Origin of the sequence: Iodobacter arcticus, assembly GCF_042664895.1 — a bacterium.
GTDB classification, from domain to species: Bacteria; Pseudomonadota; Gammaproteobacteria; order Burkholderiales; family Chitinibacteraceae; genus Iodobacter; species Iodobacter arcticus.
On sequence record NZ_JBHTBQ010000033.1, the window covers coordinates 198,608 to 221,840 of the forward strand.

19 protein-coding genes and 2 tRNA genes are annotated in these 23,233 nt (G+C 48.7%); 18 read left to right on the forward strand and 3 right to left on the reverse strand.

Going from position 1 to position 23,233, the window contains the following annotated elements:
• Window positions 1–126 precede the first annotated feature (126 nt).
• The 6 genes from lon (at window position 127) to ACFQNF_RS14920 (ending at window position 5,504) form a co-directional block, all read left to right on the forward strand.
• A complete protein-coding gene (gene lon, locus ACFQNF_RS14895) occupies window positions 127–2,541 on the forward strand; it encodes an endopeptidase La (RefSeq protein WP_380188720.1) in 2,415 nt (804 codons plus the stop codon).
• Window positions 2,542–2,625: 84 nt separating this feature from the next.
• Window positions 2,626–2,898, forward strand: coding sequence for an HU family DNA-binding protein (locus ACFQNF_RS14900; RefSeq protein WP_046352775.1), 273 nt, complete (start codon window positions 2,626–2,628; stop codon window positions 2,896–2,898).
• Between the two features lie 147 nt (window positions 2,899–3,045).
• A tRNA-Val gene (locus ACFQNF_RS14905) sits at window positions 3,046–3,121 on the forward strand.
• Window positions 3,122–3,150: 29 nt separating this feature from the next.
• Window positions 3,151–3,227: transfer RNA gene (locus tag ACFQNF_RS14910), tRNA-Asp, on the forward strand.
• Window positions 3,228–3,355: 128 nt separating this feature from the next.
• Entirely contained in the window at window positions 3,356–5,188 is a 1,833-nt protein-coding gene (locus ACFQNF_RS14915; RefSeq protein ID WP_380188721.1) for a SurA N-terminal domain-containing protein, read from the forward strand.
• Window positions 5,189–5,330: 142 nt separating this feature from the next.
• Window positions 5,331–5,504 carry a hypothetical protein gene (locus ACFQNF_RS14920; RefSeq protein WP_380188722.1) on the forward strand — a complete coding sequence of 58 codons (174 nt, stop codon included), beginning with the start codon at window positions 5,331–5,333 and terminating at the stop codon, window positions 5,502–5,504.
• On the opposite strand, the gene ACFQNF_RS14925 is transcribed toward ACFQNF_RS14920, so the two are convergent.
• Entirely contained in the window at window positions 5,461–6,285 is an 825-nt protein-coding gene (locus ACFQNF_RS14925; protein ID WP_380188723.1) for an enoyl-CoA hydratase/isomerase family protein, read from the reverse strand. The two genes, ACFQNF_RS14920 and ACFQNF_RS14925, sit on opposite strands and share 44 nt — an antisense overlap.
• Before the next feature lie 368 nt (window positions 6,286–6,653).
• Between ACFQNF_RS14925 and ACFQNF_RS14930 the strand changes: the two genes are divergently transcribed.
• The 5 genes from ACFQNF_RS14930 (at window position 6,654) to ACFQNF_RS14950 (ending at window position 11,546) form a co-directional block, all read left to right on the forward strand.
• Window positions 6,654–7,523, forward strand: a complete 870-nt coding sequence (locus tag ACFQNF_RS14930) for a dienelactone hydrolase family protein (protein ID WP_380188724.1) — start codon at window positions 6,654–6,656, stop codon at window positions 7,521–7,523.
• 238 nt (window positions 7,524–7,761) lie between these two features.
• Window positions 7,762–8,181: a MaoC family dehydratase gene (locus ACFQNF_RS14935; RefSeq protein ID WP_380188725.1), complete on the forward strand. Its 420-nt coding sequence runs from the start codon at window positions 7,762–7,764 to the stop codon at window positions 8,179–8,181.
• A 42-nt stretch (window positions 8,182–8,223) separates the two neighbouring features.
• A complete protein-coding gene (locus ACFQNF_RS14940; RefSeq protein ID WP_380188726.1) occupies window positions 8,224–9,120 on the forward strand; it encodes a D-hexose-6-phosphate mutarotase in 897 nt (298 codons plus the stop codon).
• A 25-nt stretch (window positions 9,121–9,145) separates the two neighbouring features.
• Window positions 9,146–10,669 (forward strand): 4-hydroxy-3-polyprenylbenzoate decarboxylase, encoded by a 1,524-nt coding sequence (ubiD, locus tag ACFQNF_RS14945; RefSeq protein WP_380188727.1) that lies wholly within the window; start codon window positions 9,146–9,148, stop codon window positions 10,667–10,669.
• A 61-nt stretch (window positions 10,670–10,730) separates the two neighbouring features.
• A complete protein-coding gene (locus tag ACFQNF_RS14950; protein ID WP_380188728.1) occupies window positions 10,731–11,546 on the forward strand; it encodes a CheR family methyltransferase in 816 nt (271 codons plus the stop codon).
• 57 nt (window positions 11,547–11,603) lie between these two features.
• On the opposite strand, the gene ACFQNF_RS14955 is transcribed toward ACFQNF_RS14950, so the two are convergent.
• A complete protein-coding gene (locus tag ACFQNF_RS14955) occupies window positions 11,604–12,155 on the reverse strand; it encodes a DJ-1 family glyoxalase III (protein WP_380188729.1) in 552 nt (183 codons plus the stop codon).
• A 33-nt stretch (window positions 12,156–12,188) separates the two neighbouring features.
• Between ACFQNF_RS14955 and ACFQNF_RS14960 the strand changes: the two genes are divergently transcribed.
• Window positions 12,189–13,151 carry a D-2-hydroxyacid dehydrogenase gene (locus tag ACFQNF_RS14960; RefSeq protein WP_380188730.1) on the forward strand — a complete coding sequence of 321 codons (963 nt, stop codon included), beginning with the start codon at window positions 12,189–12,191 and terminating at the stop codon, window positions 13,149–13,151.
• A gap of 83 nt (window positions 13,152–13,234) precedes the next feature.
• Here the strand turns inward: ACFQNF_RS14960 and ACFQNF_RS14965 are convergent, their stop codons facing one another.
• The gene (locus tag ACFQNF_RS14965) at window positions 13,235–13,900 is read right to left on the reverse strand and encodes an HAD family hydrolase (RefSeq protein ID WP_380188731.1); all 666 of its coding nucleotides are present in this window, start codon (window positions 13,898–13,900) and stop codon (window positions 13,235–13,237) included.
• Between the two features lie 96 nt (window positions 13,901–13,996).
• Here ACFQNF_RS14965 and ACFQNF_RS14970 point away from each other — a divergent pair, with 96 nt between their 5' ends.
• The 6 genes from ACFQNF_RS14970 (at window position 13,997) to ACFQNF_RS14995 (ending at window position 23,171) form a co-directional block, all read left to right on the forward strand.
• Window positions 13,997–14,407: a YchJ family protein gene (locus ACFQNF_RS14970; protein WP_380188957.1), complete on the forward strand. Its 411-nt coding sequence runs from the start codon at window positions 13,997–13,999 to the stop codon at window positions 14,405–14,407.
• 150 nt (window positions 14,408–14,557) lie between these two features.
• Window positions 14,558–15,205 (forward strand): TetR/AcrR family transcriptional regulator, encoded by a 648-nt coding sequence (locus tag ACFQNF_RS14975; protein ID WP_046352783.1) that lies wholly within the window; start codon window positions 14,558–14,560, stop codon window positions 15,203–15,205.
• Between the two features lie 13 nt (window positions 15,206–15,218).
• Window positions 15,219–17,753 carry an acyl-CoA dehydrogenase gene (locus ACFQNF_RS14980; protein ID WP_380188732.1) on the forward strand — a complete coding sequence of 845 codons (2,535 nt, stop codon included), beginning with the start codon at window positions 15,219–15,221 and terminating at the stop codon, window positions 17,751–17,753.
• 231 nt (window positions 17,754–17,984) lie between these two features.
• Entirely contained in the window at window positions 17,985–19,289 is a 1,305-nt protein-coding gene (locus tag ACFQNF_RS14985) for an OmpP1/FadL family transporter (protein WP_380188733.1), read from the forward strand.
• 84 nt (window positions 19,290–19,373) lie between these two features.
• Window positions 19,374–21,743 carry a 3-hydroxyacyl-CoA dehydrogenase/enoyl-CoA hydratase family protein gene (locus ACFQNF_RS14990; RefSeq protein ID WP_380188734.1) on the forward strand — a complete coding sequence of 790 codons (2,370 nt, stop codon included), beginning with the start codon at window positions 19,374–19,376 and terminating at the stop codon, window positions 21,741–21,743.
• 222 nt (window positions 21,744–21,965) lie between these two features.
• Complete coding sequence (locus tag ACFQNF_RS14995; RefSeq protein ID WP_380188735.1) at window positions 21,966–23,171, forward strand: acetyl-CoA C-acyltransferase; 1,206 nt, start codon at window positions 21,966–21,968, stop codon at window positions 23,169–23,171.
• The last annotated feature ends 62 nt before the right edge of the window (window positions 23,172–23,233 follow it).

Genomic DNA, 23,233 nt, shown 5'->3' on the forward strand with positions numbered 1-23,233 from the left:
TTGAATATTTCATATGCCCCTGTGGTATTTGAAATATTCAGGTCAGTTTTTGTTCCAGGGCATTGTATTTCCTTGCCCGCACCCCCATGATCTGGGGGATAAATCCATTATTGAGGACCCTTGTTGATGTCCCAAACTGTTGCGTTTGCTGACGATGTCCATTTGCCGCTGCTACCGCTACGAGATGTGGTGGTGTTTCCGCATATGGTTATCCCGCTATTTGTGGGTCGCCCAAAGTCGATTCGCGCGCTAGAAGCCGCGATGGAAGATGGCCGCCATATCCTGCTGGTTGCGCAAAAAAACGCCCAGAAAGATGAGCCAGGCTTGGCTGACATTTATCCTGTAGGAACGATTGCCAGCATCTTGCAGATGCTGAAACTGCCCGATGGCACGGTAAAAGTGCTGGTAGAGGGCGGTCAGCGTGCCGAGGTGACTGATATTGATGAAGAGGCGGGCTTTTATAGCGCCATCGCTCATCCGGTTGATGCAAGTGGTGAGCAGGGGCATGAAGTAGAAGCCATGCGCCGCGCCTTGCTGACTCAATTTGATCAGTTCGTTAAGCTCAATAAAAAAATTCCACCAGAAATTCTGACTTCCCTCGCTGGGATTGAAGATGCTCATCGTCTGGCTGATACGATTGCTGCGCATCTGCCTTTAAAGCTTGAGCAAAAGCAATCCATCCTCGAGATGTTTGATCTGCGTCGCCGGATGGAGCAGCTATTAAAACAGCTGGAATCCGAGCTGGATATTTTGCAGGTTGAAAAGCGTATTCGTGGGCGCGTGAAGCGCCAGATGGAGAAAAGCCAGCGTGAGTATTATCTGAACGAGCAGGTTAAGGCGATTCAGAAAGAGCTGGGCGAATTAGACGAAAACGCCGATATCGACGAGCTTGATAAAAAAATCAAGAACGCCGGCATGAGTAAAGAAGCGCGCGATAAAGCAGAATCCGAGCTTAAAAAATTACGCATGATGTCGCCTATGTCAGCAGAAGCGACCGTGGTGCGTAATTACATCGATACCCTGCTCGATTTGCCGTGGAAAAAGAAAACCAAAATCAGCAAAGAATTACCTGCTGCTGAATTGGTGCTCGATACCGATCATTACGGGCTAGAAAAGGTGAAAGAGCGCATTGTTGAGTACCTCGCAGTACAAAGCCGTGTTGAAAAGCTTAAAGCGCCGATTCTGTGCCTTGTAGGGCCGCCGGGCGTGGGTAAGACCTCCTTGGGCGAGTCGATTGCACGCGCAACCAATCGCAAGTTTGTACGCATGGCCTTGGGTGGCGTGCGTGACGAGTCCGAGATTCGTGGGCATCGCCGCACCTATATCGGCTCAATGCCGGGCAAGATTTTGCAGTCGATGACTAAAATTGGCGTGAAAAATCCGCTATTTTTACTTGATGAAGTCGATAAGATGGGCGCAGATTTCCGTGGCGACCCTTCTTCTGCCTTGTTGGAAGTGTTGGATCCGGAACAAAACCACGCATTTAGCGACCATTATCTGGAAGTTGATTTTGATTTGTCGGATGTGATGTTTGTTGCCACCGCAAATTCATTAAATATTCCTCCTGCTTTGCTGGATCGGATGGAAGTTATTCGTTTGTCGGGCTATACCGAAGACGAAAAAGTAAATATTGCCCTAAAGTACTTAGTGCCAAAGCAAGTTAAGGCTAATGGCGTACAAGAGGGTGAGTTGGTGATCTCCGACACAGCTGTGCGTGATGTGGTGCGTTACTACACACGTGAGGCCGGTGTGCGTAGCTTGGATCGGGAAATTGCTCGCATCTGCCGTAAGGTAGTGAAGAGTCTTTTGATGAAACCAAGCGATAAAAAGATTACTGTTACCCCGAAAAACTTGGAAAAGTATCTTGGTGTACATCGTTTTGACTACGGAGTGGCCGAGCAAACGAATCAAGTTGGGCAGGTAACAGGTCTTGCCTGGACTGAAGTGGGGGGCGAATTGCTCACCATCGAAGCGGTAAAATTCCCAGGTAAGGGCAAAATGATTCAAACCGGTAAGCTGGGTGATGTGATGCAAGAATCCATCCAAGCTGCTTTATCGGTCGTGCGTAGCCGCGCTAAAGCATTGGGGATTGACCCGGATTTCTATCAGAAAATTGATATGCACATTCACTTTCCTGAAGGGGCTACGCCAAAAGATGGTCCATCTGCAGGGATTGGTATTGCCACGGCAATGGTGTCGGTATTGTCGGGTATTCCGGTTCGCTGTGATGTTGCAATGACCGGAGAGATCACGCTACGTGGCGAAGTATTGCCAATTGGTGGTTTAAAGGAGAAACTGCTTGCTGCTCACCGTGGGGGCATTAAGCAGGTGTTAATTCCTGAGGGCAATGTTAAGGATCTTGCCGAGATCCCTGACAATGTGAAGCGCGGACTTACCATTCACCCAGTTAAGTGGATCGACCAGGTGTTGGGGTTTGCCTTAGAGCGTTTGCCGGAGATTTTGCCGGAAGAAGTTGTGAGTGTGGAGCCCGTTCTGCCGCAAGCAGGGGTGGAAGTGACCGGACAGCTTACAAAACATTAGTTGACACAAGATTTTGTGGCTTGCTATAAAGCTGTAGTCAATAGTTAATCGTATCAATCCAATCAGAATTGTAAGGGGACGTAAGTGAATAAATCGGAACTCATCAACGCCATCGCAGAATCCGCTGGTCTCTCCAAGGCTGATGCAGGTAAAGCTCTGGATGCAACAGTAGAAGCCGTTACCAATGCACTGAAGGGCGGCGACGAAGTAACGCTGGTCGGCTTTGGCTCTTTCTATGTGTCTGAGCGTGCTGAGCGCAGTGGCCGTAATCCACGTACTGGTGAGACTATTGCGATTGCAGCAGCGAAACAGCCTAAATTTAGGGCTGGTAAATCACTGAAAGATGCAGTACAATAATCGACTTACTTTGCTGACTGAATGTTTTTTAGTGCAGTAAAGTGTTCCTTAGGAAATAAGCCCTTTAACAAAAGGGCTTTAGCCTAACGCATAAAAGCATGTGCAGCTCATCCAGTATGATTGCTTTGTTTTGATGTGAATGGAAAAGGGTGATTAGCTCAGTTGGTAGAGCGTCTGCCTTACACGCAGAATGTCGGCGGTTCGACCCCGTCATCACCCACCACTCTCTGTACGAAGATGTGGTCGCATTGTGGAGTGGTAGTTCAGTTGGTTAGAATACCGGCCTGTCACGCCGGGGGTCGCGGGTTCGAGTCCCGTCCGCTCCGCCAATAAAGATTAAAATAAAAAGCCAAACAGAAATGTTTGGCTTTTTATTTATCTATGCCCTGCTTAGCAAGACAGGCAGGCGTCAATCTGGCATCATATGCCGCGAATCACTTGCGGAGTTGACTGTCTCATGTTTTCCTTTGTTGAAAAGAACAAAACCGCCGTTCAGGTGGTACTTGGCCTGGTGTCTCTGGGGCTTGTTGTTGGCGTTGGCCTTACTGGCTACAGTGCGATGGAGGATGGCGAATCGTATTTGGCGAAAGTGGGCCAAACACGGATTACGCCTCGCGAGCTCGCCGAAGCCATTGGTAATCGTGCTATCCCTAACGAAATGAAACCGATGGTGCTTGAGCAGCTGGTTAAAAAGCAGCTGTTGTTAGAGCAAGCTAGTCTATTGCATCTTAAAGTGTCTGATGATCAGATTCGTGATGCGATCGCGGCCATTCCCGATTTCCAGGAAAACGGTAAATTTAGCCCAAAGCGTTATCAGGACCTGCTTGCTGCACAGCAAATGACGCCGCTGACTTTTCAGCAGCGCGTGCGCGATGATTTATCCAGTAGCCATGTGTTGGCGGGATTTTCGAGCGGGATTCAATCCACTGCGGTCACCGAATATATGGCCAAGCTATTGGGCGAAAAAAGAGAAGTGGCGATGTTGCAAATTTCGCCTGCTGCTTTTATGTCCCAAGTGACCGTATCTGATGCAGAAGTCAAAAAATATTACGATAGCCATCAGGCAGAATTTAAGTCGCCAGAAATGGCTCGTTTAGAATATCTTGTTTTTTCGCAACAGGAATTAGCAAAGGCTATTTCTGTGAGCCCGGACGATGTGCAAAAGTATTTTGACGCGCACAAAGCTGAGCTAACAGGCGAAGAGCGTAAAGCCAGCCACATTTTGATTACTTTGGCAAAAGACGCTAAGCCTGAGGCGAAAAAAGCAGCCCAAGCAAAAGCAGATGCTATTTTGCTGGAGCTTAAAGCCAATCCTGTCCGCTTTGCTGAGCTAGCGAAGAAAGAGTCGCAAGACCCCGGCTCGGCGGCTAATGGCGGTGATTTAGGCTTCTTTGCGCGCGGTGCGATGGTGAAGCCTTTTGATGAAGCTGCCTTTAAGCTTAAAAAGGGCGAAATCAGCGCTGTGGTTGCCAGTGATTTTGGCTTGCATATTATTCGTCTTGATGATGTTCGCAGTAAAACATTTGCAGAAGTGCAGCCTGGTGTTGAGCAAAAACTAAAGCTTGAGAAAGTAAGCCAGAGCTTCCAGTCAAAAGCTGAAAAGTTTAATGATCTGGTTTATCAGGAGGCAAGTAGTTTAAAACCTGCTGCAGAGGCGTTTAAGCTGCTTGTAAAGCAAAGCGACTGGATCACCCGCGCGGCAGCTAAGGATGAGCTGCTCAATAACGAGAAGCTGCGGGAAGCCGCCTTTAGCGATGATGTGCTAAAAAAGAAACATAATTCAGAAGCCATTGAAGTGGCGCCAGGTACGCTGGTGTCGGTGCGCGTGATTGAAGCAAAGCCTGCGCAAGCGCAAAAGCTGGAGGCAGTGAGTGCCGGGATTATTGCAAAGTTAAAGCAAGAAAAGGCACTTAAACTAGCTGTTGATGAAGGCACTAAAAAACTGGCTGAGCTGAAAAAGGGTGGGGCAGATACGCTGACTTGGCCTGCTCCGCAAGCGATGTTGCGGATGGGGCAATCTGCTGTGCCAGAAGCTCAGGTAAAGGATATCTTCCGTGTATCTGCGGATAAACTCCCTGCTTATGCAGGTGCAGAGGTAAAAGGCCAGGGTTTTGCTCTGTTTAAAGTGGTTCAGGCAACGCCAGCGCCTGCACTGGATGCAGGTTTGCGCCGCCAGATGAGTGAAAGTATGGTGCAAATGTATGGCCAGGTTGAATTGGCTAGCTATTTGCAAGCATTGAAATCGCAAATTAAAGTGGATTACAAGCTGAAGGCAAGCAATTTAGAGTAATGCTTTCAGGCTGTAGTAAAATGGCAGGGTCTTGTGCCTTGCCATTTTTTTTACATACGGATTGAATTTTCTTACTGATATGCCGATATTAAGAATAAGCAAGAGCGTTAGATTCTTGTTTTAGCCCCGAGGAGATATTGCCATGATGACCGTATTCAATATGGAAGACGGAAGCGCAGAGCTGGAAAACGTGGATATCCTCGTGATCAAGGATGAATTTATTCATCCTTTGCCTAGCTTGCAACTTCTAACGGTTGCAGAGTCCGAAAATGTTAGCCGCCAGCCTCGTCGCCATTTAGTTTTGCCGCCCGGCTGATGTGCCATGAAGGGGGGCGTTTGCCTAGGTAGGCGGCGACGCCTTCACGTGCTTCTTCGTGTGTTCTGATATGGGCGATGCGGTGGGCGGTATCAGAGATCATGGCATCGTCGATAGGGCGATGTACCACCGAGGTAATGAGTCTTTTTGCTGCAGTCAGAGCATGCGGACTATTTTGTAGTAATTCGTTTATCCATGTTTGTACTTGCTGATCCATCGCAAGCTCGTCTGTTTTTACTTCATGCAATAGCCCCAGTTGAAGCGCAGTATGGCAATCAAAGCGCTCTGCAGTCAGCATATAGCGTCTTGCTGCGCTAATGCCAATTTTGCTAATGATATAAGGCCCGATGACGGCAGGAATTAAGCCAAGGCGCACTTCATTGATTCTAAACCACGCTTCATGGCTGGCCACCGCCAAATCACAGCAGGCAATTAATCCTACCCCCCCGCCTAATGCGGGGCCTTGAATCCGCGCAATTGTGGGTACGGGAAGGCGTTCTAGGGTTTGCATTAGCCTAGCGAGCTTCAAGGCATCCTCAAAATTACGGTGTTGATCAAATTGGGTGGCGTGATGCATCCAGCTTAAATCTGCGCCTGCGCTGAATGTGCTGCCCTCTGCACTGAGTACCACAACGCGTAAATTCGGGTTTTGGCCAAATGCAGTGAGGGTGGCGGTGAGCTCCGCAATGAGCATGTCATCAAAGGCATTGCAAATCTCGGGCCTGCTAAGTGTAATTGTGGCGATTCCGTGGCTAAAGTTAATGTCGATTGTATCGCTCATATTTGCACCTTTATGAGGCTTGCATTGATCTGGGGAGGCTTGGGGAAATAAAAACGAGGCGCTGTATTACAACAAGGGCGTACGATTAGATTGGCGAGTCAGTTTAGTAAAGCACAGTGCCTTGTGTTAGAGTGCGCGCCATTCTGAACTGATGGATGGCAGGAAAATCCTTGACTTCATCATTGCTTTGCATTAAGAAAGTTTCTTGTAATATTGTGGTGTGCCGATGTTAGATAAAGTAATTTTGATGGTGAATTAAAAGCTGATGCTTGAGTCAGTCGGTGTTGCAGGGTGTTTTATATTTGCTTGTGATGATGCAGGGCAAAAATAAAACGTATTGTTTTTTCCATTTGATTTAATTAGATGCGATGCGAATTACTTTCTGGTTTTGCCTGCTTAGTGTGCTTGCTTTGCCTGTGAGGGCTGAGCGCGTGCTGATTCCCGGTGCAGAGATCATTTTGTCTGCAAAGTACTTGCCTCCGCCTTTTCCTGAGGCAGGCCCTGCTGCGGCTGTTTTATTGTTACATGGTTGCAATGGCCTGCAAGCGACGGGCATTAATCCGCGCCCGGATCGTATGGCGAGTCTTTTGCAGGAAAAAGGTTACGGTGTGCTGATGCTCGATAGCTTTGCTGCCCGGGATTTGCAGGAAATTTGCAGCGTGCCGCTGAGTAAACGCACAATAAGCCCAAGAATGCGGGCGGAAGACGCTCGTCATGCGCTGGAATGGCTAAAAACCCGTAAAGAAATTGATGGTGATCGCTTGGGCGTGATCGGCTGGTCGCATGGCGCTAGCGCTGTATTGGCCTTGCTAGGCCAAAAGCAGCCTTCTGTGCGGGCTGCGGTTGGTTTTTTCCCGTCTTGCAGCTCTTATTTATTGCGGGATAAGTATCAAGTCACCGCACCGCTCCTGCTTTTGGTAGGGGAGGAAGATGAGTGGACGCCTGCGGAGCCTTGCCGTGTTTTAGTTGCCCGGGCCGACCAGCCTACTTTTCGTTTAATTACCTATCCGGATGCGTTTCATGATTTTGATAATTTCGGTTTAAAAACGGATGACGTAAAACGAGTGACGATGGGGGCTTTCAGCGTGTCAATTGCGTTTAATCCCGAGGCAAGTTCTGATGCGTACCGGCGTACTTTTAAATGGCTTTCGCCTTGGCTTGATTTAAATCGTATGCCTGTTGTGTCGCCTGCTGCACGTCAGGGTGGTGTGGTGCAAAGCAAAAATTCCGGCTCCTAATGATTGGAAATCCAGTGTTTATATGTCATGAACTAGAAAGTGATTCATGAGTTCGTGTAAAACGATGATTACCTTTTGTTGCCAGAGTGGTAAGGTGCATTTTTCTTGTTTATTTCTAATTTGTTGTTGTCGATCTCTTCCTTGGGCAGTGCCATTACATTGTTTATTAAAAAATAAACGAATGGCATAACGCTCAGAATTAAATCACTAAATACACAATCAATGATGAGGGTTTTAAATGAGCTATTACATTGAAGATTTGCAGTCGGATTTAAGCGCTGAATATCGCAAAACGCTGACAGAGGCTGATATTGTCTTGTTCGCTGGGCTCTCTGGCGATAATAACCCCATGCATATTGATGAAGAATTTGCGGCAACCACCCGCTTTGGTGGCCGTATTGCACACGGCATGCTGAGCGCCAGCCTTATTTCTACGGTGATCGGAACCCGCTTGCCCGGCCCTGGTGCCATTTATATGGGGCAAAATTTAAAGTTTTTAAAGCCAGTTAAAATTGGTGATACCGTGACAGCTTTAGTGACGGTGATTGAAGTAAATCAGGAAAAACAACGCGTTCGTTTGCTCACAGAATGTTGGGTGAAGGGCGAAAAAGTGATTGATGGTGATGCCTTGGTGTGGGTGCCTCGTCGTCCGGTATAAATAAAGGCAGATCAATCGTTGAGATGTCTAAGGAGTTTATCTATGCAAGCAAATTTGGCCACCTTGCTGGCGACTATCCCTGAAATGAGCTTTTGCTCGTCTGTTGATTTATATGGCGGCGATGAGCCGGGTTTGCCTTTGTTGCAAATTCAAAGCGAATTAGGCTCGGCGACGATCGCATTGCAGGGTGCGCATTTATTGTCTTTTATTCCTGCGGGCGGGCGTGAGCTATTGTGGTTGTCGCCGAAAGCCGTATTTGCTGCGGGCAAGGCGATTCGTGGTGGTATCCCGTTGTGTATGCCTTGGTTTGGTCGCCATCCTGATGGCTTACCTGCGCATGGCTTTGCCCGTACTTCTAATTGGGATGTGTGCGAAGTAGAAATACTGAGCGATGCCGCGATTAAAGTGGTGCTTGAGCTCAGTGATTCAGCAGCAAGCCTTGCATTGTGGCCACACGCTTTTGTGTTTCGCTTGGAAGTCACGGTAGGGCGCGAATTAAGCTTGCAGCTGGTGGTGGAAAATTGCAGCGACACCGCGGCAGTATTTTCGCAGGCTTTCCATAGCTATCTGGCCGTGCCTGATGTGAATGAGACGTTGATTCATGGCTTAGACGGCTGCACCTATGTTGATAGCCTGTTAGAAGGGCATCCTCGTCATTTGCAAGCGGGCGATTTACAGATGCAAGCACTCACAGACCGCGTTTATTTAGATGTGCCTGCCGAGCAAGTGATTAAGCATAGTGCGGGGCAAATTAAAGTGAGCAGCGATACGCACTGCACGATTGTCTGGAACCCATGGGAAGACGCGGCCAAGATGGCCGATGTGGGCCAGGGCAATCACACCGGCTTTGTTTGTGTCGAGCGCGGCGATGTGCTTGATCATGCGGTATCGATTGCTGCAGGCGGCGTTTACCGCGCCACCATGAGTTTGTCCGAGTAATCGTTATCTTTGCCGAGTTTTACCTATGCAATATCGAGATTTACGTGATTTTATTGAGCAGTTAGAAAAACGCGGCGAGTTAAAACGGGTAAAAGTACCTGTCTCGCCCTACCTTGAAATGACCGAAATTTGTGACCGCACTTTGCGCGCAGCAGGGCCAGCGATTTTATTCGAGAACGTGCCCGGGCATAGCATGCCGGTGCTGGCTAATCTATTTGGCACGCCAACCAGAGTTGCCAATGGCATGGGTGCGGCTGAGATTAGCGCGCTGCGTGAAATTGGCAAGACGCTGGCTTATTTAAAAGAGCCAGAGCCGCCTAAAGGCCTACGGGATGCTTGGGATAAATTGCCGCTGCTCAAGCAAATCTTGAATATGGCACCTAAAGAAGTCAAAAATGGCCCCTGCCAAGAAGTCGTTTGGGAAGGCGAGGCGGTCGATTTAGCACGTATTCCAATTCAACACTGCTGGCCAGAAGACGCCGCCCCGCTGATTACTTGGGGTTTGGTGGTGACGCGTGGTCCAAATAAAAAGCGTCAGAATTTAGGTATTTATCGCCAGCAGGTGATTAGCCGCAATCAGGTGATTATGCGTTGGCTGGCGCATCGTGGCGGCGCTTTAGATTTTAGAGAGCACGCGTTGCAAAACCCGGGCCAGCCTTTTCCGATTGCTGTGGTTCTGGGTTGCGATCCAGCGACTATTCTTGGCGCAGTCACTCCTGTTCCCGATACTTTGTCTGAATATCAATTTGCAGGCTTGCTGCGCGGCTCAAAAACCGAGCTGGTAAAGTGCTTGGGCTCTGATTTGCAAGTGCCTGCCCGGGCCGAGATTATTCTCGAAGGACACATTCAGCCCGCGGAAAAAGGTTTTACGGGGATAAGTGAAGCCGGTATTCCTCTTAAAGAAGTGGGTGGCTATCTGTATGCGCTGGAAGGTCCGTATGGCGACCATACCGGCTATTACAACGAAAAAGACTGGTTTCCAGTGTTTACGCTGGAGCGTATTACCACGCGTAAAGATCCGATTTACCACAGCACCTATACCGGCAAGCCGCCAGACGAGCCTGCGGTGCTGGGCGTGGCTTTAAATGAAGTCTTTGTGCCTATTTTGCAAAAGCAATTTAGTGAAATTACTGATTTCTATTTGCCACCAGAAGGCTGCAGCTATCGGATGGCGATTGTTTCCATCAAAAAATCTTATCCGGGCCATGCTAAACGAGTGATGTTTGGTGTGTGGTCATTTTTGCGTCAGTTTATGTACACCAAATTTATTGTGGTGGTGGACGACGATATTGATATTCGTGATTGGAAAGAAGTCATCTGGGCCATTACCACCCGTATGGATCCGGTAAGGGATACCACCCTAGTAGAAAGCACGCCGATTGATTATCTGGATTTTGCCTCACCGATTAGCGGCTTAGGCGGCAAGATGGGACTGGATGCCACCAATAAATGGCCAGGTGAAACAAGCCGAGAGTGGGGCACAACCATCAAGATGGATGATGCAGTAAAAGCACGTGTGGATGCTATTTGGTCTGATTTGGGGCTATAACACGTTTAGATCAGGCTTTATAACGCCCCATTGTTTTTAAGAAATTGATTAAAGGATCACCATGTTGCCAACGCCTTCTCGCGAATTTCAATTTACAGAGCAAGACTTTGAAAAGGTGCGTAAGTTAATTTACAACTACGCGGGCATTGCGCTTTCTCCAGCTAAACAAGATATGGTTTATGGCCGCTTAGCTAAGCGTTTACGCGCTTTGGGCTTGCAGTCATTTAATGATTATTTACAGCTGCTCGAAAAAGGCAATAGCAAAGAGTTTGAATTGTTTACCAATTCGCTCACGACGAATCTCACCTCGTTTTTTCGTGAAGCACATCATTTTCCGATTCTGGCTGAGCATTTATTGGCCCATCGTAGTGCGGGTGCGCTGCATGTTTGGTCATCGGCCTCAAGTACAGGGGAGGAGCCTTACAGTATTGCTATGACAGCCTGCGAAGCATTCGATAGCATGCGCCCGCCGGTTAAAGTCACGGCCACTGATTTAGACACCAATGTGCTGGAAACAGGGCGACAAGGTATTTATGTCGGGGAAGAAGTTGAGCGCATGGGGCCGCAAAGGGTGAAGCGTTTCTTTGATAAGCTGCCCGATGGGCGCTATCAGGCCAAGCAAGAGCTGCGCGATATGATCACATTTAAGCGGCTTAATTTAGTTGAAGCCACATGGGCAATTCGTGGCCCGTTTGATGTGGTTTTTTGCCGCAATGTGATGATTTATTTTGATAAACCCACGCAGCTCAAGATTTTAGAGCGCTTTGCGCCGCAAATGAAATCTTCAGGTTTATTGGTGGTTGGCCATTCTGAAAATCTTTATCACGCAGCGCAATTGTTTAAATTGCGCGGTAAAACGGTGTATGAATTAGTTTGAATCGATGTATTAAAGGGAAGGCCCGCATACTGAGTGCGGGCTTTTTTGATGGATGATTTAGGCAAATAGCATTTCTTTACTGAGCTGTTGCGATAGAGTCTCGCTTTTGATTTGGCGCACCAGCTCGAAAGCAAATGCGGCTGCTGTGCCGGGGCCGCGTGAGGTTGTGATTAGGCCGTCGATCACTACGTCTTCCATCACGATATTTGCGCCCGCCTCAAGTAAGGCTGCTTCGCAGCCGGGATAGCAGATTGCATTGATTCCCCTGAGTAGATTCGCTTTGGCCAGCACCATGGGTGCTGCGCAAATGGCGGCTATGGGTTTGCCCTTTGCAAGGTGCTGTTGCAAACGGGAATGCAGCGCTGTGCTGGCCAGCATCGCTTGCGTACCGGGCCCGCCGCCGGGTAGAACTAATAGGTGAGCATTATGATCGGCGGCATCCATAGTTAGATCCGCTTGGATCGTGATTTGATGTGCCCCTGTTACAGCCAGCTGGCTATCAATTGAAATAAGCCGGGTGCTAATATCCGCACGACGTAAAATATCGGCGACCGTGATCAATTCTATTTCTTCAAAGCCGGGTGCCAGAAAGAGATCAACTTGATTCATTTTGCTACCTTTTAAATTTATTGAGAGCGATATATGTTGCAAGAGATTCTGCCACGGATTGTGTTTTTAGATAGAGACTCTTTACCGCTTACTTTACTCCCCTTACAAGCCGCGCATCAATGGCAGGAATATGCCAATACCGCCGTGAGCGAGGTGGTAGATCGTCTGATGCTCGCTGATATTGCTATCAGCAATAAAGTGCCGATTACGGCAGCAACCATTGCGGCTTGCCCAAATTTAAAAATGATTGCCGTTGCTGCAACCGGTTATAACCAGATTGATTTGGCAGCTTGCAAAGCGCGCGGGATTCGCGTTTGTAATATTCGTGATTATGCTTTAGCCGGGGTGCCTGAACATGCGCTGATGTTGATGCTGGCTTTACGGCGGCAGCTATTGGCTTACCGTGCGGATGTTGAGGCCGGTCAATGGCAGCAGGCAAAAAGCTTTTGTCATTTTTCTGCGCCGATTCACGATTTAGCAGGCAGCACGCTGACTTTAATCGGTTCAGGCGCTTTGGGGCAGGCGATGGCGAGCTTGGCTCGTGCTTTAGGTATGGAGGTGCTCTTTGCTGAACGAAAACACGCCAAGGAAGTGCGTCAGGGCTTTGTCGATTTTAATGAGGCGCTTTCCCGTGCCGATGTGCTGAGCTTGCATTGCCCGTTTAATGCGCAAACCAGTAATCTGATTGGGCAGGCAGAATTAGCCTTAATGAAAAACGATGCGGTGCTGATTAATACGGCAAGAGGTGGTTTGGTAGATGAAGTGGCGTTACTGCATGCTTTGCAGGTAGGGCAATTAGGCGGGGCAGGGCTGGATGTTTTAATCACGGAGCCGCCAAGAAATGGCAATGCTTTATTGGATATCAGCCTGCCCAATTTGATTATCACACCGCATATTGCATGGGCAGGGCAATTTACCATGCAGCAATTGGCAGATCAGTTGATTCACAATGTTGATGCGTTTTTAGCGGGAGAAGCTAAGAATGTTGTGGTGTAATTAAAGTGCAACTCATTCAAAAACACGGCTTTGGCAAAATAAATTAAGTTCATTCGCCATCTCGCCGTGTTTTAAACGCTCACTTAGGCTGCTTGGGTCAGTAAGTTTCTCGCTTCGGTGAGCGAGCCAAGAATGGGGATTTTGAGTGCCACAGAGTGTGCCGATGGCGGGCGCAAATCGGGAATCATAATGACTTTGCAGCCCGCTTGATGAGCGGCTTGCACACCAAAGTCAGAATCCTCAAGCACGATGCATGAGGCCGGAGGCAAGTTAAATGCGGCTGCGGCTTTTTGATAGATTTCAGGTGCAGGTTTAGGGTGAGTGACTTCATCGCCACAAATGGCAAATTCAAATCGAGACCACAGACCCGCTGCGCGTAAATGATGCTCGGCAATGCTGCGGCGTGTTGAGGTGCAGACTGCCTTGGGGATATGCTGCGCTTCCAGCCAATCGAGGATATCGCTCAGGCCGGGACGATGGGCAATCGGTTCCTGGGTGCGCTCCATATAGAGTGCATGGCAGGCGGCGCGTAATTCTGCAATCGGGGCATGGCTGCCAAGGTGCTCAAGCAGATAAACATCTGTTTTGCTGGAGTGCATGCCAATCATGCCAATCAGCACAGCACGTGGCATTTCAACGCCGAGTGTGGCAGCGGCGCTGGTCCAGCATTCAATACCTATGCTTTCGGTATCGAGCATCAGGCCGTCCATATCAAACAGGGCGGCTAGCGGTTTGGATATCAGATACATGCGGTGGCCCTTTGCAGAAAAGGGCTTCATTTTACGCCAGAGTGTGGCTTGCGGCCCTGTGCATTATTACGGCGACATTTGAAAGTAATGAGTATGATGCGCCAAGTGCTTTATGTGGGAGTTGTAAAGTTGAAAGAAACGAATTGCCCCTGTGAAAGTGGCCGGGTTTATACAAAATGCTGTGCGCCTTTTCATGAGGGCGCCGCTACAGAAACGGCAGAACAATTGATGCGCTCACGCTATAGTGCTTTTGTATTGAATTTGCACGCTTACTTATTGGCGACTTGGCATTCATCTACTCGGCCAGCGACGCTTGGCGATGAAGAGCCTGTGCGCTGGTTGGGTTTGAAAATTAAAGACGCTCAAACGCAAGCATCACATGCTGAAGTTGAGTTTATTGCGCGCTATAAAGTGGGTGGTAAAGCTTGGAAATTACATGAAAGAAGTCGTTTCGTTTTTGAGGAAGGCCGTTGGTATTACATCGATGGCGATATGCTAGAAAGCTAAAAGGAAGAATTGTGTTGCATTGATAGGCGGGAAACCTAGGGGTTTTCCGCTATTTTTACGTCTTGGCTTGACAATAATCTCAACTTCTTATAATTTCAAACGGTCGTTTGAAATTGTTCTAAATCAACTACACCCAGCAGGAGTCTTAAAGTGGTCGAATCGGTCAAGGCGCAAGACACAGCAAACCGCATTTTGGATGCAGCCGAGCCTCTTTTTGTTGAACACGGCTTTGATGCCACGTCCATGCGCATGATTACGCAATCGGCCCGAGTCAATATTGCGGCGGTTAATTATTACTACCACTCTAAAGATGGTTTATTTCGTGCGGTATTTGAACGCAGGGCAGAGCCATTTGCAAGATTGCTATTAGGCAAACTTGAGGAATTGGAAAGTCATATTCCTAATCCAACTGCAGATCAAGTTGCCGAAGCATTTGTGATGGCTTCTTTAGAAATGGGTAGAAATCCAGAATACGGTGGTTTGTTGTTTGTTCGTTTGCTAGCTCGTACTTTTGTTGAGCCGCATCCGGAATTAAAAGCAACAATGCCACAGCGTTATGGTGAATTAACCCGGCGTTATTTAGTGGCATTAGGACGTGCTTTGCCACATTTGTCTGAATTAGATGTGCAATGGCGTTTCCACTTTTTATCCAGTGCTATGTTTAATGCATTCGCGGGTAATAATGTTTTACGCCTCTTTACCGAAAGCTCACTCGTCAATGCCCGTGATCCGGCATTGGTGGTTCGTCAATTGATGCCTTTTATTTCTGCTGGGCTGAATGCACCAGCAGCCAAATAACCCGGAGACTTCCATGACTATCTTAATGTGTCTGCTCCTTGCCATTGTTGTTGTGGCTGCGTTGGCTTATTGCCGTGCACCCCTATGGCTTTCATCGCTTCTCTTACTGGCTGGTATTGGGGCGGGCGTGCAATTGCTAGGCTGGCACCCGGCGACGGCAATTGTGACGCTGGTGGTTTTGGCTGTTGCCAATGTAAAACCATTACGCAAAGTGCTGGTAACTGGCCCGATTTTTGGTGTGTTCCGCAAAATCACCCCCGCAATGTCGCAAACCGAGCAAGAAGCGGTTGATGCCGGCACGGTATGGTGGGATCGCGATTTGTTCTCGGGTAAGCCTGATTTCGATCGTCTGCACGCCATTCCTCAAGCCACCTTAACGGCTGAAGAACAAGCTTTCTTGGATGGTCCGACCGAGCAGCTTTGCGCGATGCTGGATGATTGGAAAATCTCTACCCAGCATAAAGATCTGCCGCCTGAAGCTTGGCAATTTATTAAAGACCAAGGCTTCTTGGGCATGATCATCAAGAAGAAGTATGGCGGTAAAGAATTCAGCAATACCGCGCATGCCCGCGTTGTAACTAAGATTGCAACCCGTTCTGGTTCGGCAGCTGTGTCGGTCATGGTGCCAAACTCACTCGGCCCCGGCGAGCTGTTGCAGCACTATGGTACGGACGAGCAAAAAAATTACTACCTGCCACGTTTAGCTAAAGGGATTGATATTCCTTGCTTTGCACTGACCAGCCCTGATGCCGGTTCTGATGCGGGTGGTATTCCGGACTTTGGTAAGGTTTGTCGTGGTAGCTATACCGACCCACGTTCCGGTGTTCATCATGAAAATGTACTGGGTGTTCGCCTGACTTGGGAAAAGCGTTATATCACGCTAGGCCCGATCGCTACCGTACTTGGCATGGCGTTCAAGCTTTACGATCCTGAGCATTTATTGAGCGAAAAAGAAGATATCGGTATTACTTGCGCGCTAATTCCTACCGAGCACGAAGGCGTACATATTGGTCGTCGTCATTATCCCGGCACGGCTGTGTTCCAAAATGGTCCAAACTGGGGTAAGGATGTCTTTATTCCATTAGATTGGGTCATTGGTGGTAAAGATTATGTGGGTCAAGGCTGGCGCATGCTGGTTGAGTGTTTGTCGGTAGGTCGTTGTATTTCTCTGCCTGCGATGTCGGTTGCCTCGGGTATGGTGTCGTCTTACACCACAGGTGCTTACTCACGGATTCGTAATCAGTTTGGTTTGTCGATTGGCCGCTTTGAAGGTGTGGACGAAGCACTGGGCCGTATCGGTGGGATGACTTACCAGATGGATGCCGCACAGCGCTTGGCATTAGCTGGCCTCGATATGGGCGAAAAACCATCCGTCTTGTCAGGCATCTTGAAATATCACAACACCGAGCGTATGCGTAAGGTGATTAACGATGCGATGGATGTGCACGGTGGTAAAGCAGTATGTACCGGGCCTCGTAACTATCTGGCGGGTGCTTATGGTGCAATCCCGGTTGCGATTACCGTTGAAGGCGCGAATATTCTGACGCGCAGCATGATTATCTTTGGTCAGGGCGCAATTCGTTGCCATCCTTTTGTACTGACTGAATTACGCGCTGCAATGAGTAAAGATTTAGGCGCTTTTGATACCGCCGTGATTGGCCATATTGGCTTTGCCGTATCGAATGCAGTACGTGCTTTTGTGATGGGTTTAACGGGCGCTAAATTAGTTGGCTCGCCAAAATCTGGCGCAATGGCTCAGCGTTATCGCAATGTAGTTCGTTTCTCTTCTGCTTTTGCATTCCTGGCAGATATGGGGATGGCTTCACTGGGCGGCAGCTTGAAGTTCCGTGAAAAACTATCGGCTCGTTTGGGTGATATGTTGTCGGGTCTTTATATTGCGACGGCTGCGCTGAAGAAATTTAATGACGATGGCGCGCCTAAAGAAGACTTGCCACTTGTGGCTTGGGCGGTTGATTCGGCGCTTTACGATTGCCAGGTGGCAATGGATGGCTTTATGGCCAACCACCCAAGCCGTCTGCTGGCGTTCTTGATGCGTGTTCTGGTGTTCCCGTTTGGTTTGAGCTTAAAAGCAGCAACAGATAGCGATGGCACACAAATTGCCCGCCTATTGATGGAGCCATCGGTAGCACGCGATCGTCTGACGCAATATATGTACCGCTCTAAAGATGAAAGTGATCCTGTTGGTGTGTTAGAGCATGCGCTGAAAGCCGTGATTGAAACTGAAGCGCTGGAAGGCAAGCTGCGTAATGCGCACCGTAAAGGCACTTTAAAGAGCATTACAGCAGCTGAGCGTTTGGTTGAGGCACAAAGTGCAGGTTTGATTTCTGCTGCTGAATTTGCTGCCGTAGAGCGGGCACGTCGCTTACGCCGTGAAGTGATTATGGTGGATGATTTTGACGCCACGCTCACGTTCTCTGACGATAATGCAATTCACCGCGACATTATCAGTGAGCCAAAAGCAGTAGTCGCTAAAGCCACTAGTCAAGAAAGTGTAAAAATAGCAACAGAAACACCACCAGTGTCATAAAAAGCAGGGGGATTTCATCCTTGGATGAAATCCCTAATGCGCCAAAACAGTTGTTTGAATAAAAATAAGCTTGCATTCATTTAAAGACCTAAATTAAAACGGCCCTAAAAGCAAAAAATAAGCAGGGGCTAGCTTACTTTTAGCGAAAGTACCAAAGAGTACTTGGGGTTTGTTGCAGATAAACTGCTTAGGACTAAACCACAGGCCACTGGCCACAGTAGGAGATAGACGATGTCTGGAACTATTCGTATGGCAATTCGTACTTTAGGTGTGGCAAGCTTATTTTTGACTGGTAATGTGCTTGCTTCGGGTTACCATTTTGGTGTGCAAAGTGTGAGCTCGCAAGGTGTTGCTAATTCAAATGCTGCCGAGGCAGAAGACGCTTCTGTATTGTTTTATAACCCTGCGGGTATGACCAATTTGCGCGGCACCAATATATCGGGTGCTTTGATTGTAGTAGATCCGCGTATTAGCTTGTCTAATCTGAATGCGAGTAATAGCCGCGGTAAGCCTGTTACCGGGAATGATGGCGGTTCACCTACAGGCCCTGTGTTTGTTCCGCAAAGCTATATTACCCATCAAGTAAACGATCAACTGTTTGTCGGCTTGGCCATGTTTGTGCCGTTTGGCGATAAAACCAATTTTGATGAAAAATGGATCGGCCGTTACAACGGTACCGATCTTGAATTAATGACGCTAGCACTCAATCCTTCTGTTGCGTACAAAATCAATGAGCAGTTTTCTGTGGGCGCAGGTGTTACCGCCCAATATATGAAAGCGCGCTTTAAGAAAATGATTGATCTAGGCAAGCTAACCGTAGGTGGCAATCCTACTCCGGCCCTTGATGGATCGATGGATTACGAGGGGGACGACTGGGCTTATGGCTTTAATCTGGGAGTGACCTGGAAAGTGGATGATAGTTTGCGCTTTGGTGCGGCTTATCGTTCTAGCCTAAGCCATAGCCTGCAAGGTGATACTAAGTTTACCGTGCCGTCTGTTTTCCCTCCGAGTATTTCGGTGGCTGGAAAGCTGCTTAATTCAAATGGTACAGTCGATTTAGAAACACCAGATTCATTTGCGATTAACTTTTATAAAAAATTAAATAATCAATTCGCATTAACGGGCGATTGGACACACACCTGGCATTCTAAATTTCAAGATTTAATTCTGAAAACAGATGCAGGTTTTAATGCGGATATTGAACAAAAGTGGCGCGATACTGATCGTTTCTCTTTAGGTTTAAGTTATCAATATAACGATCCTTTGAAGTTGCGTGTGGGTCTGGCTTACGATCAATCACCGGCGGATCAGGCGAAATATCGTATTGCTAACTTGCCAGATAGCGATCGTTATTGGTTCTCTACTGGGTTTAATTACGCCATTGATAAAAATATGTCAGTGGATGTAGCTTATACCTATGTGAAGTTTAAAGATTCAAGCATGGCGAATATTGATAGCAGCAATGCTGTAACAACGAATGCAAATGTTTCTGCGTATGCCAATGTATTTGGCGCGCAATTGAATTACCGCTTCTAATCGTTTTTATCCCTCCCTTCGGGGAGGGCCTAGTGACTCTGGGCGGCTCTCGCCGCTCTTCCTTTCCTTTTAGCGAGGCTAAACATGGCCAATACCGTGCATATCCGTCAGGTTGCCGTTCTCGGCGCGGGCGTAATGGGAGCGCAAATTGCTGCCCATCTTGCCAATGCGGGAATTAAAACCGTTTTATTTGATTTGCCTGCCAAAGAAGGCGATGCAAATGGCATTGCAACAAAGGCAATTGCCAATCTTAAAAAAATGAAACCGTCGCCATTAGCCTCTGCTATGCGTGCGGATCATATTGAGCCAGCTAATTATGGCTCTGATTTAGAAAAATTAAAAGATTGCGATTTAATTATTGAGGCCATTGCTGAACGCCTTGATTGGAAACTCGATCTATATGCCAAGATTGCTCCTTTCGTAGCTCCACATGCTATTTTGGCATCCAATACTTCTGGGCTATCGATTAATTCCTTGGCGGGCGGTGTGCCTGCTGAGCTACGCAGCCGTTTCTGCGGTATTCATTTCTTTAATCCGCCACGTTATATGTATCTGGTTGAGTTGATTGCTGATTCCCAGACTAATCCTGCGATGATGGACGCGCTGGAAAGCTTCCTTGCTACCCGCATGGGCAAGGGCGTAGTACGCGCTAAAGACACCCCTAACTTTGTTGCCAACCGCATTGGTGTGTTCTCCATGCTGGCAACGATTTATCACGCCGAACGCCTCGGCATCCGTTTTGATGTGGTTGATGATCTGACTGGCCCACGCTTGGGTCGTCCGAAATCAGCGACTTTCCGCACTGCCGACGTGGTTGGCCTTGATACTTTTGCTCATGTGGTTAAAACCATGACCGAGCAACTGGCCGCAGATCCTTGGCATAAATACTTCACCGTTCCGGCTTGGATGCAAAAGCTGATTGAAAACGGCGCTTTGGGCCAAAAAACCAAGGCGGGCGTATTCAAGAAAGTAGGCCGTGATGTGTTGATGCTTGATCCAAGCACTGGCGAATATATTGCCGGCGGCCAGAAGGGTAGCGATGAAGTTAAAGCGCTGCTGAAAATTACCGATCCGGCTGCACGCTTTAAAGCATTGCGCGAATCGGCTCATCCAGAAGCGCAATTCCTCTGGGCCTGCATGCGCGATGTATGGCATTACATCAGCTATCACCTCGATACGATCGCAGACAATGCACGCGATGTGGATTTTGCGATTCGCTGGGGTTTCGGCTGGAATCAGGGCCCATTTGAGCAGTGGCAAGCCGCTGGCTGGAAAGAGATTGCTGCGGCCATTGCTGCGGATTCAGCTGCAGGCCAAGCGATGAGCGATGTGGCTCTGCCAGCTTGGGTGGCTTCGCGTGATGCAGTGCATACGCCAGCAGGCTCTTTCAGTGCGGCAGACAATGCACTCAAACAACGCTCCAACTTGCCGGTTTATAAGCGTCAGCTTTATCCACCAACCGTGGTCGGTGATGCAGCGCCTGTGTATGGCGAAACGATTTTTGAAAATGACGGCGTTCGCCTCTGGGTTCAGCCGGGTGAAGATGTGGCTGTGCTTAGCTTTAAAACCAAGGCGCATTGCATCGGCCCAGATGTTCTGGCTGGCGTAAATCAAGCGGTTACGATCGCTGAAGAGCGCTACGCTGGCTTGGTGGTTTGGCATCCAGAAGCACCGTTCTCGGTAGGTGCAGATTTGATGAGCATGGGCCCAGCCTTTATGACTGGCGACTTTGCTTCGATCGAAAACATGGTGGCCGAATTCCAAAAAGCCAGCATGCGCATCAAATATGCCGCAGTGCCGGTGGTTGGCGCGGCTCAGGGCTATGCCTTTGGTGGCGGTTGTGAATTCTTAATGCACTGCTCACGCGTTGTGGCTTGCCTTGAAACCTACATCGGATTGGTTGAAGTGGGCGTGGGTCTCTTGCCTGCAGGTGGCGGTTGTAAAGAATTTGCACTGCGTGCCTCGCAAGAAGCGAAGGGCGATATCGTTGGCGCACTGAAAGATTACTACCTGTCGGTAGCGATGGCGAAAGTGGGTACAAGTGCAGAAGAAGGCCAGCAAATTGGCTATCTGCGTAGCTCCGATATTATTGTGTTTAACCCGAATGAATTGCTCTACGTGGCTAAAGCGCAAGTACGCGCCATGAGCGAATCAGGCTACAAAGCACCGGTTAAGCCAAAAGCATTTGCTGTAGCGGGCCGCGCAGGCGCTGCCACCATCAAGGGCCAGCTGATCAATATGCTGGAAGGCGGCTTTATTTCTAAGCACGACTACCTGATTGCCGGCCATATCGCCGAAATCATGACCGGTGGTGATGTAGATGCGGGCACGCTGGTGGACGAAGAATGGATCTTGAAGCTGGAACGTGAACGCTTTATGAAGCTGCTGAAAACCGGCAAAACGCAAGAGCGCATCATGTATATGCTGGAAAACAACAAGCCGCTGCGTAACTAATTGACATCTAAAGCTGCAACACCCAAATCTTGAACCACGGAGGACACAGAGAACACAGAGTTTCACGGAGAAAAGCATGATAGTTTCCACTTAAGATCTGTTTACAGATAGATGGTTTTGCTTGGTTTTCTCCTTTTCCTCCGTGTTCTCCGTGTTGAGGGTTTATGGTTTATGGTTTTCAGGTTTGGATGTTGTGGCGATCTAATACTTTAGGAGCTCAAAATGAGCAGACAGATTCAAGAAGCTTATATCGTCGCTGCGACTCGCAGCCCGGTTGGTAAAGCACCGCGCGGTATGTTGCGCAATGTTCGCCCGGATGATTTGCTGGCCCATGTATTAAAAAGTGCGCTGGCGCAAGTGCCTCAGCTGGATCCTAAGCTGATCGAAGACGTGATTGTTGGCTGCGCCATGCCAGAAGCCGAGCAGGGGATGAATATTGCTCGTATGGCTGTGCTACTGGCGGGGTTGCCAGATACGGTAGGTGGTGTAACCATCAATCGTTTCTGCTCCTCAGGCGTGAATGCCATTGCGATGGCGGCGGATAAAATCCGTTTGGGCGAAGCCGATGTGATGATTGCGGCGGGTACTGAAAGCATGTCGCAAGTGCCGATGATGGGAAATAAAATCTCCCTGAATCCTGAGATTTTCACTAAAAACGAAAACCTCGGTATTGCTTTTGGTATGGGCCTGACGGCAGAAAAAGTAGCCGAGCAGTGGAATGTGTCTCGTGAAGACCAAGACGCATTTGCGGTGGAATCAAACCGCCGTGCCCTGCATGCGATTGCCACAGGCGAATTCAAAGACGAAATTAGCCCGCTGGAAGTCTTCGCGCGCACACCTAATCTGGTAACAGGCGAAGTAGAAGTCACCAGCAAAATTTGTGATACCGACGAAGGCCCGCGCGCGGGTACAACGATGGAAGGCTTGGCTAAGCTTAAAACCGTATTCGCGGCTAAAGGCTCAGTCACCGCGGGTAATAGCTCGCAAATGTCCGATGGTGCAGGCGCGGTGATTCTGGTTTCCGAGCGTATTCTGAAACAATTTAACCTTGTGCCTTTGGCGCGTTATGTGACCTTTGCAGTAAAAGGTGTACCGGCGCACATCATGGGAATTGGCCCGAAGGAAGCGATTCCAGCTGCACTGAAGTTAGCTGGCCTGACGCTGGATGATTTGGGCTGGATTGAGCTGAACGAAGCCTTTGCTGCGCAAGCCTTGGCCGTGGCACGTGATCTTAATCTGGACATGAGCAAAGTTAATCCACTGGGCGGCGCGATTGCTTTGGGCCATCCACTGGGTGCAACCGGCGCGATTCGCGCGGCGACCATCGTGCACGGTATGCGTCGTCATGGTATGGCTGGTAAATACGGCATGATTTCTATGTGTATCGGTACCGGTATGGGCGCAGCAGGGATTATCCAATCGCTGTAAGTGCTTGCCTATCAGATCAAGGCTTTTGCCCACGGATTCAAATCCGTGGGTTTTTTTTCAAG

Coding starts and splice junctions, on each gene's coding strand:
- ACFQNF_RS14965 (WP_380188731.1), bottom strand. CDS start 13,900: ATGTATCTGATATCCAAACCGCTAGCCGCCCTGTTTGATATGGACGGC.
- lon (WP_380188720.1), top strand. CDS start 127: ATGTCCCAAACTGTTGCGTTTGCTGACGATGTCCATTTGCCGCTGCTA.
- ACFQNF_RS14990 (WP_380188734.1), top strand. CDS start 19,374: ATGGCCAATACCGTGCATATCCGTCAGGTTGCCGTTCTCGGCGCGGGC.
- ACFQNF_RS14960 (WP_380188730.1), top strand. CDS start 12,189: ATGTTGCAAGAGATTCTGCCACGGATTGTGTTTTTAGATAGAGACTCT.
- ACFQNF_RS14920 (WP_380188722.1), top strand. CDS start 5,331: ATGATGACCGTATTCAATATGGAAGACGGAAGCGCAGAGCTGGAAAAC.
- ACFQNF_RS14955 (WP_380188729.1), bottom strand. CDS start 12,155: ATGAATCAAGTTGATCTCTTTCTGGCACCCGGCTTTGAAGAAATAGAA.
- ACFQNF_RS14940 (WP_380188726.1), top strand. CDS start 8,224: ATGCAAGCAAATTTGGCCACCTTGCTGGCGACTATCCCTGAAATGAGC.
- ACFQNF_RS14995 (WP_380188735.1), top strand. CDS start 21,966: ATGAGCAGACAGATTCAAGAAGCTTATATCGTCGCTGCGACTCGCAGC.
- ubiD (WP_380188727.1), top strand. CDS start 9,146: ATGCAATATCGAGATTTACGTGATTTTATTGAGCAGTTAGAAAAACGC.
- ACFQNF_RS14980 (WP_380188732.1), top strand. CDS start 15,219: ATGACTATCTTAATGTGTCTGCTCCTTGCCATTGTTGTTGTGGCTGCG.
- ACFQNF_RS14950 (WP_380188728.1), top strand. CDS start 10,731: ATGTTGCCAACGCCTTCTCGCGAATTTCAATTTACAGAGCAAGACTTT.
- ACFQNF_RS14915 (WP_380188721.1), top strand. CDS start 3,356: ATGTTTTCCTTTGTTGAAAAGAACAAAACCGCCGTTCAGGTGGTACTT.
- ACFQNF_RS14985 (WP_380188733.1), top strand. CDS start 17,985: ATGTCTGGAACTATTCGTATGGCAATTCGTACTTTAGGTGTGGCAAGC.
- ACFQNF_RS14935 (WP_380188725.1), top strand. CDS start 7,762: ATGAGCTATTACATTGAAGATTTGCAGTCGGATTTAAGCGCTGAATAT.
- ACFQNF_RS14925 (WP_380188723.1), bottom strand. CDS start 6,285: ATGAGCGATACAATCGACATTAACTTTAGCCACGGAATCGCCACAATT.
- ACFQNF_RS14930 (WP_380188724.1), top strand. CDS start 6,654: ATGCGAATTACTTTCTGGTTTTGCCTGCTTAGTGTGCTTGCTTTGCCT.
- ACFQNF_RS14970 (WP_380188957.1), top strand. CDS start 13,997: ATGCGCCAAGTGCTTTATGTGGGAGTTGTAAAGTTGAAAGAAACGAAT.